The following is a 19030-nucleotide window of genomic DNA, read 5'->3' as shown; positions in this document are numbered from 1 at the left end:
GGCGCGACCATCGGCATCTCCACCGCCGTCGGCCCCCTGCTCGGCGGCCTGCTCATCCAACTCGGCGGGGAGGACCACGGCTGGCGGTGGGTGTTCTTCGTCAACGTCCCCGTCGGGGTGCTCGCGGTGCTGCTCGGCTGGCGGCTGCTGCCCACCCGGGCCGCCGGCCGGCTCGACCGGCACCGGCTCGACCCGCTCGGGGTGCTGCTGCTCGGCGTCGGCGTGACACTCCTGCTGCTGCCCCTGGTGCAGCGGGAACAGTGGCCCAGCCCGTGGAAGTGGGCGCTGATCCCGGTCGGGCTGGTGGTCCTGGCCGGCTTCGGGTTCTGGGAGCACCGGTACGGGCGCACCCGCACGCCCCTGTTCGACCTGGGGTTGTTCCGGCTGCGGTCGTACACGATCGGGGCGGTGATCGCGCTCATCTACTTCGGCGGTTTCACCGCGATCTTCTTCATCTTCACCCTCTACCTGCAGAACGGCCTCGGCTACCGGGCGCTGACCGCCGGCCTGGCGATCACCCCGTTCGCCCTCGGCTCGGCGCTGGCCGCCGCCCTGGGTGGCCGGCTGGTCAACCGGTTCGGCCGGCCGCTGGTCGGGATCGGGCTGGTCATGGTGCTGGTCGGGCTGGGTGGGGTGGTGTTCGTGCTGCGCGGCGACCCGCACGGCTCGGTCCCGCTGCTCACCGCGCTGCCCCTGCTGCTCGCCGGGCTGGGCAGCGGCCTGGTGATCACCCCGAACCAGACGTTGACCCTGTCCGAGGTGCCGGTGCCGCAGGCGGGCAGCGCGGCCGGCATGTTGCAGACCGGGCAGCGGATCGGGTCGGCCGCCGGCATCGCCGCCGTCGGCGCGCTGTTCTTCTCGTCGCTGGCCAGCACCGACGGCCAGTGGGCCGCCGCGTTCCGGCACTCCCTGCTGCTGGCCATGGGCATCGTCGCGTTGGCCCTGGTCGCCGCGGCGACCGACATCGTGCTGAACCACCGCGCCGCGCACCGCCGCTGAGTCCGCCGCGCACCGCCGCCGAAACCGGAGTCCACCGACGACACCAACCGCGGGGGAACCGTCGGCGAACACTCACCGCACGGGGCTGCGCACGCACCGCAGCACCCGGTAGACACATAGACCATGACGAACACCCTCGACCGTCGTACCATGCTGCGCCTCGCCGGCGCCTCCGCCGTCCTCGCCGGCGCCACCCTCGCCGCGAGCGGTCCCGCCCACGCGGCGGACGGCGCGTTCCGGCACGGTGTCGCCTCCGGCGATCCGCTGCCCGACGGCATCCTGCTGTGGACCCGGGTCACCCCCGTGGTGGAGGCGCTGCCCGGCTCCGGCCTCGGCCCGGACGTCGACGTACGCTGGCAGGTCGCCGCCGACCCCGACTTCGCCACGGTGACCGCGCAGGGCGTGGCACCGACCGGCCCGGCCCGCGACCACACCGTCAAGGTCACGGTGACCGGGCTGGCCCCGGCGACGACCTACTGGTACCGGTTCGGTCACGGTGACACCTGGTCGCCGACCGGTCGGACGATGACCGCCCCGGCGGCCGACGCGGCGATCGACCGGCTGCGGCTGGGCGTGGTGTCCTGCGCGAACTGGGAGGCCGGGCACTTCGCGGCCTACCGGCGGCTGGCCGACCGGGGTGACCTCAACCTGGTCGTGCACCTCGGCGACTACCTCTACGAGTACGGCACGGGCGAGTTCGACGCCGGCGGCACGGTGGTACGCCCGGTCGAGCCCGAACACGAGATGCTGACCCTGGCCGACTACCGGGTCCGGCACGCGCTCTACAAGACCGACCCGGGCCTGCAGGCGCTGCACAGCGCCCTGCCCTGGGTGATCACCTGGGACGACCACGAGTTCGCCAACGACGCCTGGTCGGGCGGGGCGGAGAACCACACCCCGGGCAGCGAGGGCGCGTGGGCCGACCGGGTCGCCGCCGCCCGGCAGGCGTACCAGGAGTGGATGCCGGTACGGATCGGCGCGGACGGCACGATCTACCGACGGTTGCGCTTCGGCCGGCTCGCCGAGCTGTCCATGCTGGACCTGCGGTCGTACCGGTCGCAGCAGGCCGGCGGCACGGCGGTGGACGACCCGGCCCGCACCATCGCCGGCGCGGCCCAGCTGCGGTGGCTCGCCGACGGGCTGTCCGGCTCGACGGCACAGTGGAAGCTGGTCGGCAACCCGGTGATGATGGCCCGGGTCGACCTCGGTTCGCTGCCGGCGTGGCTGCTCGGCCCGCTGGCCAAGCTGCTCGGCATCCCGCAGAACGGCGCGGTGCTCAACCCCGACCAGTGGGACGGCTACAACGCCGACCGGGACCGGCTGGTCGACCACCTGCGGGCCACCGGCACCCGGGACGTGGTCTTCCTCACCGGCGACATCCACACCTCGTGGGCCAGCGAGGTGACCACCCGCTCGACGGGGTTGACCAACCCGGCCGCCGCCGAGTTCGTGGTGCCCTCGGTGACCAGCGACAACCTCGACGACGTCCTCGGGCTGCCGGCCGGCAACGGGCTGAGCCTGCTCGGCGCGACCCTGCTGCGCTCGACGAACCCGCACGTGAAGTGGACGGAGCTGGACGGGCACGGCTACGGCGTGCTGGAGGTGACCCCACAGCGCTGCCGGATGGACTGGTACCACCTGCTCGACCGGACCCGGGCCGACAGCGCGAGCCGGTGGGCCGCCGGGTTCTCCGTCGGCGTCGGGTCGGCGAAGCTGCGCCGGGAGGACGCCCCGGCCTGACCCGGACAGACGCCGACCGGCCGGCCCCAGTCGAGGGGACCGGCCGGTCGTGGGTCACCAGAGCTGCTGGACGATGTCCGCCGCCTGCTGCTCCCACTGGGCGTACGCGTACGGGTACGCCGAGACCTGCACGGTCTGCGCGGCGGTGGTCAGCGGAAGGTCCCGCCACCCGTGCACGTTCTTCAACGCGCCGAAGAACGCCCGGGAGGCGTACCGGGGGTCGGTGACCTGCTCGGGCGTGCCCCACCCCGACGACGGGCGCTGCTGGAACAGGCCCTGCGAGTCGTGGTCGTTGTACGCGCCGAGGTGCCCCAGGTTGTACAGCTTCGACTCCTGCAGCGAGGTGGCCACGCCGATCACCGCGCCGCGCTCGCCCACGCCGCTGCGCTTGGCCTCGGCGATGATCTCCTTGGCGTTGGCGAGCTGCGCGTCGTCGAGCGGGACGCGGGACTGGGCGCCCTCGACGCCGCGCGGGATGAGGTCGTCGGTGCTCGGCTTGCCGGCCGGCACCTCGGTGGTGGGGGTGCCGGTGGTCAGGCCGGACTCGACGGTGACGCCCTGCCGGCCCTTGCCGGTGGCCAGGTCGATCGCGGCACGGGCCCCCTCGTGGGGGCCGCTGGTGACGGGGGCGGCCACGGCGGCCGGTCCGAACGCCAGGCCGCCGAGGGCGGCGACGCCGGCGATGCTCAGTGCGGTTTTGCGGTCCTTCGCGATGGCCGGGAGCCATCGGGTGAAGTCCAGCTTCACGATGGTTGCCCTTTCGATCGTGGCGACGCGCTCCGGGGTGAGCGGGCCTCGGGGGAAGTGCCCCGCCGGCCGGAGGTGTGGTGACCGGCGTACGGGGAACACAACCCACCGCCCCTGTCCGTCATTCCGGAAATGCGTAGGCCAGCTCGGGCTGTGGCCCGACTCATCCCCGAAACCGGTCACGCGGCGCGAAAACGCCGATACGGCGGTATCCGGACGTTCGGATACCGCCGTATCGGCGACAGTACGACGGCGGGCGGTGCCCGCCGGTCAGTGGCCGCGGGCCAGCCACTCCTGCAGGTGGGGGGCCTCCGCGCCGACGGTGGTGTCGTCGCCGTGCCCGGTGTGCACCACGGTGTCCGCCGGCAGGGTGAGCAGCCGGGTACGGATCGACTCGACGATCGTGGCGAAGTCGCTGTACGACCGCCCCGTCGCCCCCGGTCCCCCGGCGAACAGGGTGTCGCCGGTGAACACCGCACCCAGCGCCGGGGCGTGGAAACTGCACGCGCCGGGACTGTGCCCGGGGGTGTGCAGCACCCGCAGGACGGTGTCCCCGACGGTGATCTCCTGCCCGTCGGTCAGCTCCCCGTCGGGGGCCAGCCCGGGATGCACCAGATCCCACAGCACCCGGTCGGCGGGGTGCAGCAGGATCGGTGCGCCGGTGGCCTTGGCCAGGTCGGGAGCGACCCGGACGTGGTCGTCGTGGGCGTGCGTGGCGAGGATCGCCACCACCCGCCGGTCGCCGACGACCCGACGGATCGCGGCCACGTCGTGCGGGGCGTCCAGCACCACGCACTCGGTGTCGTCGCCGACGACCCAGACGTTGTTGTCGACGTCGAAGGTCTGCCCGTCGAGGGAGAACGTGCCGGAGGTGACGGCGTGGTCGATCCGGGCGGTCACGGGAACACCACCACCGACCGCAGCACGTCCCCGTGGTGCATCCGGCGGAACGCCTCCTCCACCTCGTCCAGGGCGATCTCCTCGGTGACGAAGGCGTCCAGGTCGAGCCGGCCCTGCAGATAGAGCTGGGTGAGCAGCGGGAAGTCCCGGCTGGGCAGGCAGTCGCCGTACCAGCTCGACTTCAGCGCGCCGCCCCGGCCGAAGACGTCCAGCAGCGGCAGGTCGACGGTCATCTCCGGGGTGGGCACCCCGACCAGCACGACGGTGCCGGCGAGGTCCCGGGCGTAGAACGCCTGCTTCCAGGTCTCCGGCCGGCCCACCGCGTCGATCACCACGTCCGCGCCGAAGCCGCCGGTGGCGGCCCGGATCGCCTCGACGGCGTCCTCGGCGGAGGCGTCGTCGGGGTGGGTGGCGCCGAACTTCCGCGCCCAGTCGAGCTTGCGGCCGTCGGTGTCCACCGCGACGATCGTGGTCGCGCCGGCCAGGACGGCCCCGGCGACCGCCGCGTCGCCGACCCCGCCGCAGCCGATGACGGCCACCGAGTCACCCCGGGTGACCTGCCCGGTGTTCATGGCCGCGCCGAGGCCGGCCATCACCCCGCAGCCCAGCAGCCCGACGGCGGCGGGCCGGGCCGCCGGGTCGACCTTGGTGCACTGGCCGGCGTGGACCAGGGTCTTCTCGGCGAACGCGCCGATGCCCAGGGCGGGGGTCAGCTCGGTGCCGTCGGTGAGGGTCATCTTGCGGGCGGCGTTGTGGGTGTTGAAGCAGTACCACGGCCGGCCCCGGCGGCAGGCCCGGCACTGCCCGCAGACGGCACGCCAGTTGAGCACCACGAAGTCACCGGGCGCGACGTCGGTGACGCCCTCGCCCAGCTGCTCCACCACCCCGGCCGCCTCGTGGCCGAGCAGGAACGGGTAGTCGTCGTTGATGCCGCCCTCGCGGTAGTGCAGGTCGGTGTGGCAGACCCCGCAGGACTGCACCCGCACCACCGCCTCGCCGGGCCCCGGGTCGGGCACCACGATGGTGGTGACCTCGACCGGAGCGCCCTTGCTCCGTGAAATGACGCCCCGGACTTCCTGGCTCACGCTGTGTCCTCCCTGCCTGCCGGCCCGACGGCCGGATGGGTCCCGCTCACCGCCGAACCTACCGCGATCATGCCGCCCGACCCATCGGTCCGCCGGACTCGCCGCCCGCCGCCCGCTCACCCCCACCGTCGGCCGGCTCCCCCGGCGGTACGCACACCGTCGCCTCCGGCGTCGCCACCCGCCCGGCGTCGGTGGCCTGCACGCGTCGTCGCCGGGCGGCGTTGCGGTACCGCAGCACCTGGACCGCACCCAACGCCCAGAGCAGGTACTGCACGGCGAACGCCCACCGGAACGCCGACAGCGGCGGGGCCGACGCGCCGGCCGGGGTGGTCAGGTCCAGCACCACCCCGATCGCCAGCACCAGCACGATCGAGGCGACGAACCCGCCGACGTTGACGATGCCGGTGGCGCTGCCGATGCGGTGCACCGGGTTGAACGTGCGGGCGTAGTCGAAGCCGATCACCGCGCCGGGGCCGCCCAGGGCCAGCACCAGCACCAGGACCACCAGCAGCCAGTGCGGCGAGCGGCCCGGCCAGGCCAGCACGACCGCCCAGACCGCGGCGCTGGCCGCGGTGACCACGAGGACCAGCGCCGAGCGGTGGAACGGGTGCCGGGCGCACAGGTGGGCGACCACCGGCCCGGCGACCAGCGTCCCGACCGTCATCAGGCTGAGCAGGGACGCGGCGGCCGTCGGCGTCAGCCCCTGCCCCTGCACCAGGAACGGGTACCCCCACAGCAGCGCGAAGACGGCCCCGGAGAACTGGGCGACGAAGTGCGTCCACAGGCCCAGCCGGGTGCCCGGCTGGGCCCAGGCGGCGGCGAGTTCCCGCCGCACCACGGACAGGTCGGGGGTCACGGCGGCCCCCGGCCCGACGTGCGGGGCGTCCCGGACGGCGACGAGCACCAGCAGCACCGTCGTCGCCCCCAACCCGGCGGCGACCAGGAACGCCGGGGTCCAACCGGCCCGGTGCAGCAGCGCCACCAGCGGCACCGCCGCGAGGATCGCACCGAGCTGACCGACGGTGCCGGTGAGCTGCACCAGCAGCGGGTTGCGGCGCCCCGGGAACCAGAACGCGACGATCCGCAGCACGCTGATGAAGGTCATCGCGTCGCCGAGGCCCACCAGCACCCGGGCGGCGACGGCGAGCCGGACGTCGGTGGCGACGGCGAAGCAGAGCTGCCCGGCGACCATCAGCGTGCCGCCGGCCAGCAGCAGCCGGCGGGAACCGTACCGGTCCAACAGCACGCCGACCGGGATCTGCATGGCCGCGTAGACGACGAGCTGGGCGACCGAGAAGACGGCCAGCGCGGAGGCGTTGATGGCGAACCGGTGGGTGGCCTCCACCCCGGTCACCCCGAGGGAGCTGCGGTGGAACACCGCCGCCAGGTAGGCGGTGACGGCCAACGCCCAGACCACGGTGGCCCGCCGGACGGTGGGCGCGGGGAGGACGCTCACCGGTGGGCCGGGCCGGCGTCAGGCGCGCCGGCGCGGTCGACGTGCCCGCCGTACCGGGCCGGAAACCCGCTGGTCCGCGTGGTGCTCCGGCACGGGAACATCCGCGTACGGCTATCCGTCATACCACCATGGTGCGTCGGGGCCGGCGGGGCGGGCGGCGGCGGGTGCGACGCCGGTGGCCCGCGCCACTGTCGGACGGAAGGAGCGGTCGCCGGGCGGGCGGGCAGGGGCGATCACCGCGACCGCTCGACCCCGGCACGTGGGGTGACCGGACGGCGGGCACAATCGACGCATGTCTCCCCGCCGGTGGCTGCTCGCCGATCAACTCGGGCCGCACTTCCTCGACGACGACCGGCAACCGGTGCTGCTGGTCGAGGTCGCCGACCTGTTCCGGCGTCGGCGGCTGCACCGGCAGAAGGCGCACCTGATCCTCAGCGCGCTGCGCCACCGCGCCGCCGAACTCGGCGACCGGGCGGTGCTGCTGCGCACCGCGACGTTCCGGGAGGCCCTGGCGGCCGTCGACGGCCCGGTCGAGGTCTGCCACCCGAGCACCCGGGCGGCCCGGGACTTCGTCCGGTCCGTGCCGGGGCTGACGGTGCTGCCGCCCCGGGGTTTCGTCACCGACCGGGCGGACTTCGCCGACTGGGCGGACCGGCCCCGGCGCGGGCCGCTGCGGATGGTCGACTTCTACCGGTACGCCAAGCGCCGCCACGGGGTGCTCACCGGTCCCGGCCCGACCGACGGTGACCGCGGCGCCCCGGCCGGACGCACCCTGGACGTGCCACCCCCACCGCCGATCGTCGAGGACGACATCGACGCCGGGGTACGGGCCGACCTGGACCGGTGGGAACGCGACGGGGTGCGGTTCGTCGGCCGGGACGCCCCCCGCTCCCATCCGGCCACCGCCGTCGAGGCCGAGGACCGGCTGGCGCACTTCCTGCGGTACCGGCTACCCGCGTTCGGCCGCTACGGCGACGTGATGAGCGCCGAGGACCCGGTGCTGGCGCACGGGATGCTCTCTGCCGCGTTCAACCTCGGGCTGCTCGACCCGGCGGCGGCCGTGTCCCGGGCGGAGGCGGCGTGGCGGTCGGGTGACGCCCCGCTGGCCTCGGTGGAGGCGTTCGTCCGGGGGGTGCTCGGCTGGCGGGAGTTCCTCTGGCAGCTCTACTGGTACGTCGACCCGCCCTACCGGGGCACCGGTTGGCTGGCCGCGACCGAACCGCTGCCGCAGTGGTTCGAGGACCTCGACGCCGACGCGGTGGAGGCGCGCTGCCTGGCCGACGTGCTCGCCGGGGTCCGGGACCGGGCCTGGGTACACCACGCCCAGCGGCTGCTGGTGCTCGGCAACCACGCGTTGCAGCGCGGCTGGCGGCCGACCGAACTGGTCGACTGGTTCCAGCGCAGCTTCGTCGACGGCGCCGAATGGGTGATGAACACGACAGTGCTCGGCATGAGCCAGTACGCCGACCTGGCCCGGGTGGACACCCGCCCGTACGCCGTGGACGGCCGGTACATCGACGAGATCAGCGACTACTGCACCGGCTGCCGCTACCAGCCGGACCGGGAACTCGGTGATCTCGCCTGCCCGTACACCGGCGGGTTCGCGGCGTTCCTGCATCGCAACCGGGAGCGGCTGGTGGGTGATCCCCGGCTCGCCGCGGAACTGGCCGCCCGCGACGACCCGGAGTTGCGGGAGGCGGTGCTGGCGCAGGAGGAGAAGCGGGGCAGCAACCCGCCCTGACCGGCCCTCCGCCGCCGCCACCGTCGCGGTCGGGGGCGTCGTGCCCGGACCCGGGTCAGGCGACCTCACCGGCGGGTAGTTCCGTCGGCACCGGGGCCGCCACCCGGGCCGCCGGCGCGGACCGCGGGCCCGGACCACCGACGAGCCGGACCCCGGCGGCGACCAGCCGGCCGTGCGATCCGGGCGCGACCCGGGCAAGCAGGTCGGGCAGCTTCGCCGACCAGCCGATCAGCACCCGGCCGCGACGACGTTCGACCCCGCGCAGGATCACCTCGGCGGCCCGTCCGGGCGGGATGGACAGCAGCCTCTCGAACTGCCGTCGCGCCGCGTCGAACTCCTCGCGGGGCACCCCGCTGCCGACCCGGGCGTTGCGGGCGATGCGGGTGGCGATGCCGCCGGGGTGCACCGACGTCACCCCGATGCCGTCGTCGGCCAGCTCGTACCGCAGCGCCTCGGTGAAGCCCCGCAGGGCGAACTTGCTGGCCGCGTAGGCTGCCTGCCCGGCCGGGGCGATCAGCCCGAACAGGCTGGACACGTTGACCAGGTGCGCGCCGGGTTCGGCCCGCAACGCCGGCAGCAGGGCGTGGGTGAGCTGCACCGGGGCCCGGAAGTTGATGTCGACGACCCAGTGGAACTCGTCCATGGTGACCTGGTCGAACCGGCCGCCGAGGGCCACCCCGGCGTTGTTGACCAGCAGCCGGATCCGGGGATGCCGGGCCATGACCTCCTCGGCCACCCGGGCGGTGGTGCACAGGTCGGCCAGGTCGACCAGGTGGGTGTCGACCCGACGCCCGGGATGCGCGACGCGGACCGCGGCGGCCACCGCGTCGAGCCGGTCGCCGTCGCGGTCGAGCAGGACCAGGTCGCTGCCGCGGCGGGCCAGCCCGTGGGCGAGGGCCTCACCGATTCCGCTGGCGGCACCGGTGACCACGGCGGTCCCGGCCGTGAAGTCGAAGTTACGCACGCGGCCTCCTTGCTGCGGGAAAGAGACGATAGGACGGTGGGAACGGGCTCAGCCGACCGGGGTGTCGGCGGTCGCCCGGGAGAAACGCACCCCCTCGTCGACGAGCCGACCGTGTTTCATCAGCACGACGTCGCGGGGATAGTTCTGGTGCAGCCGCCACGGCGCGCGGGCACCCTGCCGGGGCAGCGTGTCCACACTGCGCAGCACGTACCCGGACCGCAGGTCGATCAGCGGCGACAGGTCGCCGTCGGCTGGTGCGACCGGGGTGACGACCTGCTGGCCGGTGGCGTCCAGGTGACGCAGCAGCCGGCACACGTAGGTGGCGACCAGGTCGGCCTTCAACGTCCACGAGGCGTTGGTGTAGCCGATGGTCAACGCGAAGTTCGGCACCCCGGAGAGCATCATCCCCTTGTACGCCACCGTCGCGCCGAGGTCGACGTCGACGCCGTCGACGGTGAGGGTCATCCCGCCGAGGGCGAGCAGTTGCAGCCCGGTGGCGGTGACCACGATGTCGGCGGGCAGCTCCGCCCCGGAGCCGAGCCGGACGCCGTCCGGGGTGAACGCGTCGACGGTGTCGGTGACCACCGAGGCGCGGCCGGTGGACAGGGCGTCGAACAGGTCACCGTCGGGTGCCACGCACAGCCGCTGGTCCCACGGGTCGTAGCGGGGCGAGAAGTGCCGGTCCACGTCGTACCCGGCGGGCAGCCGGCCCTTTGCGGCCCGCCGCAGGAACGCCCGCACCGTTCGGGGCGCACGTCGGGCGAGCTGGTAGTTGACGGTGCCGAACAGCACGTTCTTGGCGCGTACCAGGCGGTGGGCGGCGCGGGCGGGCAGCCGGCGGCGCAGCACGTCGGCCAGCCGGTCCCGGGCCGGCAACGCGATCACGTACGTGGGGGAACGCTGGAGCATGGTGACGTGCCCGGCCCGCCGCGCCAGCGCCGGCACCAGGGTCACCGCGGTGGCCCCGCTGCCGATCACCACCACCCGTCGGCCGGTGTGGTCGAGGTCGTCGGGCCAGTGCTGCGGGTGCACCAGCCGACCCGTGTACCGCCCGACGTCGGGGAAGTCGGGGGTGTAGCCGGCGTCGTACCGGTAGTAGCCGGTGCAGGAGAAGAGGAAACCGCAGGTCAGGACGATGTCCTCGGCGGTGTCGTCGCGGTGCACGTGGACCGTCCAGCGGGCGGTGGTGCTGTCCCACTCGGCGCGGCGCACCCGGTGACGGAACCGGATGTGCTCCTCGACGCCGTACTCCCGGGCGGTTTCCCGCACGTAGCGCAGGATGGTGTCGCCGTCGGCGATGGCCTGCGGCGCGGTCCACGGGCGGAACGCGTAGCCGAGGGTGAACATGTCCGAGTCGGAGCGGATGCCGGGGTAGCGGAACAGGTCCCAGGTGCCGCCGATCGCGTCCCGCGCCTCGACCACCGCGTACGTCGTGTCGGGGCAGGTGCGCCGCAGGTGGCAGGCGGCACCGACACCGGACAACCCCGCGCCGACGATGAGCACGTCGACGTGGTCGGTGGGCATCGCATCTCCCGGGTCCGAGGCGGTCACCGGACCCTATCCCACCCTCCCGGGGCGGCGGGTGCCGCCGACCCTCCCGTGCATCCGGAACGCCCGGCCGTACCCGTCGCCCCGGTCGGCGGGCGGGACCCTCCCAGTCGGCGGGCCGGGGCCCGGCGGACAATGGCCGGGGCGGACCGGCCCGGACGCGGGGCCGGCACCGGAGACGACCACCGGACGAGGGAGACGACGGACAGCATGGCCGACACCACCGGGCTGCGGGCGGACTGCGCCCGCTGTGTCGGGTTGTGCTGCGTCGCCCCGGCGTTCGCCGCCTCCGCCGACTTCGCCCGGGACAAGCCCGCCGGCCGCCCCTGCCACCACCTGCGCGTCGACTCCCGCTGCGGCATCCACGACGAGCTGCGCGACCGCGGCTACCCCGGCTGCGTCGTGTTCGACTGCTTCGGCGCCGGCCAGCGCGTCAGCCAGGTCACCTTCGCCGGCCGGGACTGGCGCACCGACCCGGCCACCGCCGCCGGCATGTTCGCCGCGTTCACCGTCACCCGACCCCTGCACGAGCTGCTCTGGTATCTCACCGAGGCGCTCACCCTCACCCCCGCCGGCCCGCTGCACGACGAGCTGCGCGCCGCCCGCGACGCCACCGACGCGCGGGCCGGCGGCACGCCGCAGGAGCTTTCCACCGTCGACGTGGACGCCCACCGCGACCGGGTGAACCCGCTGCTCGCGGCGGCCAGCGACGCCGCCCGCGCCGGCACCGGCGGGGCCGACCGACGGGGCGCGCTGCTGCTCGGCGCGGACCTGCGGGGCGCGGACCTGCGCGGTGCGAACCTGCGCGGAGCCCGGCTGCTCGGTGCGGACCTGCGCGGGGCCGACCTGCGCCGGGCCGACGTCACCGGGGCCGACCTGCGCGGCGCGGACCTGCGCGGGGCGGACCTGTCCGACACCCTGTTCCTGCACCAGTCCCAGCTCGAGGCGGCCCGGGGCGACCGGCACACTAGCCTGCCCGCACGGCTGCGCCGCCCCGTGCACTGGACCACGGTGGTGCCGCTCACCCCGACCCGCCGCCCGCGCCGCCCCCGCCGCTGACAGCCCCCGCCGTTGACGGCGACCGGCGTGGCCGCGCCCCGGCGGGTGGGTTTGCCGGGCGGTAGGGCGGGCAGGTAGGTCGGCATGACGGAACAACCACGCACCGACCGGGCCGACACCGACGAGCCGAACGGCGTGCCGGCGTACGAGGCGTCGCTGCGCCCGCCGGGCGAGTCGCTGGGCGACGGCGGGGACACCGGCGACGACTTCGCCGACCTGCCCGCCGAGGAGCACCGGTCGGCCCGGGAGACCAGCCGCGCCGGCTACGACGTGGCCGCCGTCTCCGGCGCGGGCGACCCCGCCGAGGAGGAGGCCGCCCACCCGCCCACCGAGTAGCGCGCCACCGGTCGGCCCCGACGCGGTCGCGGCGGGCGCGGTGCGCGTCGGCGCGCGGGGGTCCGGCGCTCAGCGGGAGACGCCCACCGCCGCCCGCGCCTGCGTCATCCCCCGGTTGGCCAGCGCGTCGGCGCGCTCGTTCTCCGGGTGACCGTTGTGCCCCTTCACCCAGTGCCAGCTCACCTCGTGCCGGGTGCAGGCCGCCTCCAGCCGCTGCCACAGGTCGGCGTTCTTCACCGGCTGCTTCGCCGCGGTACGCCACCCGTTGCGCTTCCACGACGCCAGCCAACTGGTGATGCCGTTGCGCACGTACGTGCTGTCGGTGTGCAGCCGCACCGTGGTCGGCCGGGTCAGCGCCTCCAACGCCTCGATCGCCGCGGTCAGCTCCATCCGGTTGTTGGTGGTCGGGGTGGCCTCGCCACCACACAGCTCCCGCTCGTGCCCGCCGTAGCGCAGCAGCACACCCCAACCCCCCGGCCCCGGGTTGCCACTGCACGCCCCGTCGGTCCAGATCTCCACGACCCCGTCCACCATGCCGCCGAACCTACCGGCACCCCACCGGGCCCCCGCCGCAGGGACACGGACGCGCCCCGCCACCGGCCGGAAAACCGGCGGCGGCTCCGGGCCGGCTCTGGCAGAGTCGGCGACCGTGACCAACGACGGGGACGCCCTACGGGCCGAGGTACGCCGGACCATCCACACGCTCGTCGACTCCGGCCGGGAGGCAGGCGTGCAGGTGGCGGCCTACCGGCACGGCCGCCTGATCGTCGACGAGACCGTCGGGACCGCCGACACCACCACCGGCCGGCCGCTGACCGCCGACACCCCGATCTTCAGCGTCTCCACCGGCAAGGGTCTGACCAGCAGCGTCGTGCACGTCCTCGCCGAAGCCGGCCGGCTCGACTACGACCTGCGCGTCGCCGACGCCTGGCCGGAGTTCGCCCGGCACGGCAAGCACACCGTCACCCTGCGGCACGTGCTCACCCACACCGCCGGGGTGCCCGCCCTGCCCGCCGACGTCACCCCCGCCGACTTCACCGACTGGGACCGGATGTGCGCCCTCGTCGCCGACGCGGTGCCCCGCTGGGCGCCCGGCGAACAGATCGCCTACCACGCCTGGACGTACGGCTGGCTGGTCGGCGAGGTGGTCCGCCGGGTCACCGGCCGGACGATCTCCACCGTGCTCGCCGAGGACGTGGCCGCCCCGCTGGGCGTCACCGGGGAACTGTTCCTCGGGGTACCCGACACCGACCTGCCCCGGCTGGCCACCCTGGAGGACAACGGCCTGGCCGACCTGATGGCGTTCGCCTCCGCCAACCTGCCGCACTTCGACGCCGTCGCCCCACCGGCCGTCCGCCCCGACGCCGGCATCGGCAGCCGACCCGACGTGCTGCGCGCCGACGTGCCCGCCGTGGGCACCCTCACCGCCCGCGCCGCCGCCCGGCTCTACGCCGCGCTCATCGGCGACGTCGACGGGGTACGCCTGATCTCCGCCGACCGGCTGCGCCAGGTCAGCGCGGTGGCTGTCCGGGGCGTCGAATGGGTGTTCGGGCAGGAGATGGCGTTCGGCCTCGGCTACACCGTCGACGACGACGGCTCGTTCGGCACCTCCGGCAGCGGCGGCAGCCTCGCCTACGCGTACCCGGAGCTGGGCCTGTCGGTGGCGGCGACCCGCAACCGGCTCGGCGCGAACGACGGCGACCCGATGGAGGGCCTGCGGACGCTGGTCCGCGACACGGTCCGCGCCGCCGGCTGACCGACGCCCCCGCTCAGCGCCGGGTCAGCCGGGCGCGCAGCCGGCCCACCGCGTCACCGACCACCGCCGAGGTCATCGGCAGCAGCGGACTCGACCGCATCAGGGCCACGTCCTCCGCCGGGCCGGTCGCGCCGTCGAGGAACCGCAGCACCCGCGACGCCGGGTTCCGGTCGAACAGCCGGTCGAAGAACTCCGGCCCGCCCACCGCGCCGGAGTCCCACGCCCGCAACGCCACCGCGTCCATCCACCGGTGCCGCCCCGGGTACGCCGGCCGGGGCACCGGCGGACGACCGGCGGCGAGCGCGGCGGCGACCTGCCCGGCCTGTCGGTGCATCGCCGAGAAGGTGAACCCGGTCGACGGGCGGGTCGCCCCACCGGCGGTGCCCAGGCGCACCACCCGTGGCGACGGGTGGCCGTCGAACGGCGCGTCGGTCATCGGGATCACCCCGTCCTCCACCTCCCGCACCGTCAACGCCGCCAGGTCCAGCCCGAGCAGCCCCGCGTAGCCGCGCAGGCCGGCGTCGTAGCCCGCGTCGGTGAGCACCGTCGGGGAGAACTCGGTGTACTCGACGAGCGCGTACCGGTCGCTGACCGGCAGCACGTAGCCGAACGACACCCCCCGGGTCGGCTGCGGGGTGCGGAAGTCCATCAGCACCGCCCGCCCCGGATCGAACACCGGCGTCGACGACTCCAACCACCATCCCCGGAAGTGCTGCAACCAGGCCGTCCGGCCGGGCCGGCGGGGCGGGCGCGGACGCGAGTCGAGCACCCAACCGGCGCGCAGCACCGCCCGACCGTCGGTGTCACGCACCGTCACCGCCGTACCGTCGTCGTCGAGCGCGCCCACCGCCACGTCGTGGCGGGTCGCACCGAGCCGCCGCTCCGCCTCGGCGGCCCGCTCGTAGACCGGGGCGGAACGCAGCATCGCGTACCGCAGCGGGGTCAGCTCCAGCACCCGGGTCGCCGCCGGGGTGGCCACCTCCACCCGCGACCAGCTGGCGCTGAGCATCGGCTCCAGATCGCCGCCGGGAGCGCCCCAGAACGCCCAGGTGCGGTCCTGGCCGCGCTTGCGCACCGGGTCCACCACGGCGACCCGCAACCCCGGCAGTTCGTGCCGGGCCAACGCGGCGAGCACCAGCGAACCGGCCCCACCACCACCGACGACGGCCAGGTCGAACTCGCGTACACCCACCCGGCCACGCTGTCACACCACCGCCGGCCGGCCGCACCGACCCCACCGCACCACGCCGGGCGGGGACCCGACAGGGTGCGCCGGGTAGCCTGCCGCCCCATGAGCCCGCCCGCCAACGCCCTCACCGCCCGCTGGGCGGCCCGCCTGGACGACCGGCAGACCGTCCTGTCCGGCGCCGGGGCGTACCCGCTGCTCGCCCTGCTCGCCCGGTACGCCACCGGCCCGGCCCGCACCGAACTGCACGCCGTCGCCCCCACCCCGGCCACCCCGGTCGACTCCCCCACCACCCGCCTCGCGGCGGGCTTCTGGTCCCGGGCCGGACTGCCCCTGGGCCACCGGTGGCTGACCGAGGTGGACGCCTCGACCCGGGGCGAGCTGACCGGCGACCCGACCGTCGACCAGCCGCGTCTCGACCGGTGGGCGCACGACCACACCGACGGCCTGGTCCCCCGGATGCCCGTCCCGGTCGGCCCCGGCACCGCGCTGGTGCTGGCCACCGCGCTGAGTGTGCTCGTCGACTGGGCAACCCCGTTCCACCCCGCCCCCTGCCGACCGGCGACCGGGCCGTGGCAGGGCCGCACCCTGGCCGGACTGCACCGGGGCGGCGGCGACCCGACGGCGCTGCGGGTCGCCGACACCGCCGCCGGCCCGGTCAGCCTGCTCACCGTCACCGGGGACGCCGACGTCGACGTGCTGCTCGCCCTCGGCCCGCCCGGGCAACCCGCCGCCCGGGTGCTCCCCGCCGCGATCCACGCGCTCGACCACCCGGCGACCCTGCCCGCACCGGCCGGGCCCGGCGTCACCGAGGACACCGTCGACGGGCACGACGACCGGCCGGAGCTGCTGGTACGTACCGTCGGGTTCACCGTGACCGGCGAGCACGACCTGCTCGACCACGCCGACCTGTTCGGCCTCGCCACCGCCGCCCGCGACGGCGACCACTTCCCCGACATCAGCCCCCGCCTGTCGGTCTCCGACGCCCGGCAGAGCGCCCGCGCCGAGTTCACCGCCACCGGCCTGCGGGCCGCCGCCGTCACCGCCCTGGCCATGCGGGCCGGCGGCGCGGCACCCCGCGCCACCGTCCGGCGGCGCCGGGTACGCCTCGACGTGGACCGCCCGTTCGGTTTCCTCGCCGTGCACCGCCCCACCGGCCTGGTGCTGGTCGCCGGCTGGGTGACCGACCCGACGCCGGCCTGACACCGGACCCGCACCGACCGGCGCGTAGGTTCGGTGGGGACCGGACCACCGGCGGCAACGATCGGGGAACCAGCATGACGGACGGCACGCGGCACCCCCTGCGGGTCGGACTGCTCGGCTACGGCGTCGCCGGCCGGGTGTTCCACGCCCCGCTGATCGCCGCCACCGGCGGGCTACGGCTGGCCGCCGTCGTCACCGCCGACCCGCAGCGCCGGCAGCAGGTGGCCGACGAGCACCCCGACGCCCGGGTCGTCGACGACGCCGGGGCGTTGTGGGCCGACCCGGACGCCCTCGACCTGGTGGTGGTGGCCACCCCGAACAGCTCCCACGTCACCCACGCCCGGGCGGCGCTCGCCGCCGGGCTGCCGGTGGTGGTGGACAAGCCGCTCGCCGCCACCAGCGCCGACGCCCGCGCGCTGGTCGACGAGGCGGACCGCCGGGGCGTCGCGCTGACCGTGTTCCAGAACCGCCGGTGGGACGGCGACTTCCGCACCGTACGACGGCTGGTCGAGGACGGCGCGCTCGGCCGGGTGACCCGGTTCGAGTCCCGCTTCGAACGCTGGCGGCCGCAGATCCGGGCCGGCTGGCGGGAGGGCGGCAGCCCCGCCGACGCCGGTGGGGTCCTCTACGACCTCGGCGCGCACCTCGTCGACCAGGCCGTGCAGCTGTTCGGGCCGGTCGACACCGTCTACGCCGAGGTGGACCGGCGTCGCCCCGGCGCGCAGGTCGACGACGACGCGTTCGTGGCGCTCACCCACGTCGGCGGGGTCCGCTCCCACCTGTGGATGAGCGCGGTCACCGCCCAGCTCGGCCCCCGGCTACGGGTGCTCGGCGACCGCGCCGGATACACCTGCCACGGCCTCGACGGGCAGGAGGACGCGCTGCGCCACGGCGGCCAGCCCGACGCACCCGGCTGGGGTGAGGTCACCCCCGACCGGTACGGCCTGCTCGGCGCGGGCGACGACCTCCGCCCGGTGCCCACCGAACCGGGCCGCTACCAGGACTTCTACGCCCAGGTCGAGGCGGCGTTACGCGGCGACGGACCGCTGCCGGTGGACCCCCGGGACGCGGTACGCACGGTGGAACTGATCGAGCTGGCACACCGCAGCGCCGCCGAGCGGACCGTGCTCACCGTCCCCGCCTGACGGCGCGGGTGGGCTCCCCGCCCGCCTCACCCCGTGACCGCACCGGGCGCGGCGGCCGGTCGGGACGGCGTGCCGGCATAGGCGGCGGCCACGGCGGCACGGTCGAACACCCGCCAGGTTCCCACCGCGACGACGAGGGCCACCACGAACCCCGCCCAGTAGGGCGTGGTCAGCCCGAACCTGCCGGCCACCACCCCGCCGAGCAGCGCGCCCGCGCAGTTGCCGCCGGCCGCGATGAACAGTGTCGTCGCACCGACCCGGCCACGCAGCTCCGACGGGGTCAGCCGCTGCCGCAGCGAATGGAACACGATCCCCCACAGGGCACCGTGCACCCCGAACGCGAACAGCGCGAACCCGACGAGCCAGGCGCTGGTCGAAGCGGCCAACGCCAGGTGCAGCCCCGCCTCCACCAGCAATCCCACCCGCACCGTCCAGGTCGCGCCGACCCGGGCGATGAGCCGGTCACCGACCACCGCGCCGAGCAGCCCCCCGGCCGACATGCTGGTGAACAGCAGCCCGTAGCCGACGGAGTCCAGGCCGAGACGTTCGGTCGCCAACAGCACCAGCACCGCCATCGCGGCCGTCAGGGTGAGGTTGAGCAGGCCGATCAGACCGGCCATCGCGCGCAGCAGCCGCTGGCCGATCAGGAACCGGAAGCCCGCGCCGATCTCCGCCCGCATCGACCGGGTGCCCACCGGGACGGCGTCCCCACCGCCCCGGAACGAGCCGCCGATCAGCGCGACGAGCACCGCGCTGAGGGCGTACGTGCCGGCGTTGGCGAGGAACGGGAGGCTCTCGGCGAGGACGAACAGGAACCCGCCGAGCGGGCCCGCCAGCATCCCCTGAGCCAGGGTGGTGCCGCCGCCGAGCCAGCCGTTGGCCCGTTCCAGCCGGGCCGTGGGCACAATCGTCGGCAACATCGCCTGGCTGGCCGACCGGAACACGATCTCACCGGTGTTCACCACGAACAGCACGGCGTACAGCAGCGGTATCCCGGCCCGGCCGGCCAGCATCGCCACACCCAGCGACACCAGTGCGACCACCCGCACCCAGTCGAGGACCACCATCAGCCGCCGCCGGTCCAGCCGGTCGACCAGCACCCCGCCGGGCAGCGCGAACAGCAGCCAGGGCAGCCACGACGCAGTTGATGCTTCGGCGACCACCT

The 19030-nt window shown here is 75.1% G+C and carries 17 protein-coding genes; 8 read left to right on the top strand and 9 right to left on the bottom strand.

Going from position 1 to position 19030, the window contains the following annotated elements:
• On the top strand, nucleotides 1-999 hold a 999-nt coding region (locus ACOJTC_RS01320), incomplete at its 5' end, for an MFS transporter (protein WP_420115416.1).
• A gap of 123 nt (nucleotides 1000-1122) precedes the next feature.
• Complete coding sequence (locus tag ACOJTC_RS01315) at nucleotides 1123-2739, top strand: alkaline phosphatase D family protein (RefSeq protein ID WP_420115415.1); 1617 nt, start codon at nucleotides 1123-1125, stop codon at nucleotides 2737-2739.
• Nucleotides 2740-2793: 54 nt separating this feature from the next.
• Here the strand turns inward: ACOJTC_RS01315 and ACOJTC_RS01310 are convergent, their stop codons facing one another.
• The 4 genes from ACOJTC_RS01310 to ACOJTC_RS01295 form a co-directional block, all read right to left on the bottom strand.
• Nucleotides 2794-3486 (bottom strand): hypothetical protein, encoded by a 693-nt coding sequence (locus tag ACOJTC_RS01310; protein ID WP_204928351.1) that lies wholly within the window; start codon nucleotides 3484-3486, stop codon nucleotides 2794-2796.
• 270 nt (nucleotides 3487-3756) lie between these two features.
• Nucleotides 3757-4386: an MBL fold metallo-hydrolase gene (locus ACOJTC_RS01305; protein ID WP_204928352.1), complete on the bottom strand. Its 630-nt coding sequence runs from the start codon at nucleotides 4384-4386 to the stop codon at nucleotides 3757-3759.
• Complete coding sequence (locus ACOJTC_RS01300) at nucleotides 4383-5471, bottom strand: S-(hydroxymethyl)mycothiol dehydrogenase (protein ID WP_420115414.1); 1089 nt, start codon at nucleotides 5469-5471, stop codon at nucleotides 4383-4385. The genes ACOJTC_RS01305 and ACOJTC_RS01300 overlap by 4 nt, the downstream gene beginning before the upstream one ends.
• A gap of 67 nt (nucleotides 5472-5538) precedes the next feature.
• Nucleotides 5539-6927 carry an MFS transporter gene (locus ACOJTC_RS01295; protein WP_420115413.1) on the bottom strand — a complete coding sequence of 463 codons (1389 nt, stop codon included), beginning with the start codon at nucleotides 6925-6927 and terminating at the stop codon, nucleotides 5539-5541.
• 292 nt (nucleotides 6928-7219) lie between these two features.
• Between ACOJTC_RS01295 and ACOJTC_RS01290 the strand changes: the two genes are divergently transcribed.
• The gene (locus tag ACOJTC_RS01290; RefSeq protein ID WP_420115412.1) at nucleotides 7220-8668 is read left to right on the top strand and encodes a cryptochrome/photolyase family protein; all 1449 of its coding nucleotides are present in this window, start codon (nucleotides 7220-7222) and stop codon (nucleotides 8666-8668) included.
• Between the two features lie 55 nt (nucleotides 8669-8723).
• Here the strand turns inward: ACOJTC_RS01290 and ACOJTC_RS01285 are convergent, their stop codons facing one another.
• Both ACOJTC_RS01285 and ACOJTC_RS01280 read right to left on the bottom strand, forming a co-directional pair.
• Nucleotides 8724-9632 (bottom strand): SDR family NAD(P)-dependent oxidoreductase, encoded by a 909-nt coding sequence (locus tag ACOJTC_RS01285; RefSeq protein WP_420115411.1) that lies wholly within the window; start codon nucleotides 9630-9632, stop codon nucleotides 8724-8726.
• A 48-nt stretch (nucleotides 9633-9680) separates the two neighbouring features.
• A complete protein-coding gene (locus tag ACOJTC_RS01280) occupies nucleotides 9681-11156 on the bottom strand; it encodes a flavin-containing monooxygenase (protein ID WP_420115410.1) in 1476 nt (491 codons plus the stop codon).
• A gap of 234 nt (nucleotides 11157-11390) precedes the next feature.
• Between ACOJTC_RS01280 and ACOJTC_RS01275 the strand changes: the two genes are divergently transcribed.
• Together ACOJTC_RS01275 and ACOJTC_RS01270 are read left to right on the top strand one after the other, a co-directional pair.
• Nucleotides 11391-12239, top strand: coding sequence for a pentapeptide repeat-containing protein (locus tag ACOJTC_RS01275; protein WP_420115409.1), 849 nt, complete (start codon nucleotides 11391-11393; stop codon nucleotides 12237-12239).
• A gap of 84 nt (nucleotides 12240-12323) precedes the next feature.
• Nucleotides 12324-12575, top strand: a complete 252-nt coding sequence (locus tag ACOJTC_RS01270; RefSeq protein WP_420115408.1) for a hypothetical protein — start codon at nucleotides 12324-12326, stop codon at nucleotides 12573-12575.
• A 69-nt stretch (nucleotides 12576-12644) separates the two neighbouring features.
• On the opposite strand, the gene rnhA is transcribed toward ACOJTC_RS01270, so the two are convergent.
• Nucleotides 12645-13109: a ribonuclease HI gene (gene rnhA, locus ACOJTC_RS01265; RefSeq protein WP_420115407.1), complete on the bottom strand. Its 465-nt coding sequence runs from the start codon at nucleotides 13107-13109 to the stop codon at nucleotides 12645-12647.
• 115 nt (nucleotides 13110-13224) lie between these two features.
• Between rnhA and ACOJTC_RS01260 the strand changes: the two genes are divergently transcribed.
• Complete coding sequence (locus tag ACOJTC_RS01260) at nucleotides 13225-14331, top strand: serine hydrolase domain-containing protein (protein WP_420115406.1); 1107 nt, start codon at nucleotides 13225-13227, stop codon at nucleotides 14329-14331.
• A gap of 13 nt (nucleotides 14332-14344) precedes the next feature.
• On the opposite strand, the gene ACOJTC_RS01255 is transcribed toward ACOJTC_RS01260, so the two are convergent.
• Nucleotides 14345-15523, bottom strand: a complete 1179-nt coding sequence (locus ACOJTC_RS01255) for a lycopene cyclase family protein (RefSeq protein WP_420115405.1) — start codon at nucleotides 15521-15523, stop codon at nucleotides 14345-14347.
• 99 nt (nucleotides 15524-15622) lie between these two features.
• On the opposite strand from ACOJTC_RS01255, the gene ACOJTC_RS01250 reads away from it, so the two are divergent.
• Nucleotides 15623-16720 (top strand): serpin family protein, encoded by a 1098-nt coding sequence (locus tag ACOJTC_RS01250; protein ID WP_420115404.1) that lies wholly within the window; start codon nucleotides 15623-15625, stop codon nucleotides 16718-16720.
• Between the two features lie 74 nt (nucleotides 16721-16794).
• Nucleotides 16795-17865 carry a Gfo/Idh/MocA family oxidoreductase gene (locus ACOJTC_RS01245; RefSeq protein ID WP_420115403.1) on the top strand — a complete coding sequence of 357 codons (1071 nt, stop codon included), beginning with the start codon at nucleotides 16795-16797 and terminating at the stop codon, nucleotides 17863-17865.
• A gap of 26 nt (nucleotides 17866-17891) precedes the next feature.
• On the opposite strand, the gene ACOJTC_RS01240 is transcribed toward ACOJTC_RS01245, so the two are convergent.
• A partial coding sequence (locus ACOJTC_RS01240; RefSeq protein WP_420115402.1) for an MFS transporter occupies nucleotides 17892-19030 on the bottom strand: 1139 nt, incomplete at its 5' end.

The sequence above is a fragment of the Micromonospora sp. genome (assembly GCF_048594385.1).
Taxonomy (GTDB): domain Bacteria; phylum Actinomycetota; class Actinomycetes; order Mycobacteriales; family Micromonosporaceae; genus Micromonospora; species Micromonospora wenchangensis.
This window is presented reverse-complemented; position numbering and strand designations above follow the sequence as displayed.